The 298-nt window shown below is 37.6% G+C and carries 1 protein-coding gene; it reads left to right on the top strand.

The features are described from left to right. Positions 1-115: 115 nt before the first annotated feature. On the top strand, positions 116-298 hold a 183-nt coding region (locus Q5Y71_RS17360), incomplete at its 3' end, for a hypothetical protein (RefSeq protein ID WP_306043317.1).

The raw sequence follows: 298 nt of genomic DNA, 5'->3' as shown, positions 1-298 counted from the left end.
CAAGGGAGTGACAATATCACCATGCAGAAAAATTACCGGACGATGATACTCAAAGTACAAGTCTTCCCGTTGATCACCATTGACATCACCCAGATAGATTTTATAGCCATCATTCATGATGCCAGCAGATGCATTGACACCAATTGAAAAAAACATGAGAGGCAAAAGACACAAAACAATGAAAATAGGACGCAGAGAGATCATTTTAAATGAAAATCCAAAATTTATTCTTGAAAATACAGAAAGGAAGAGTATCAATCAGAGAATCACGGTTACCCTGAAAGCTGTTTTCGCAGCT

This window comes from Microbulbifer sp. 2205BS26-8 (assembly GCF_030731025.1).
Lineage (GTDB): Bacteria > Pseudomonadota > Gammaproteobacteria > Pseudomonadales > Cellvibrionaceae > Microbulbifer > Microbulbifer spongiae.
The sequence above is the reverse complement of the archived record's forward strand: the minus strand, read 5'-3'. Positions and strand labels throughout refer to the sequence as shown.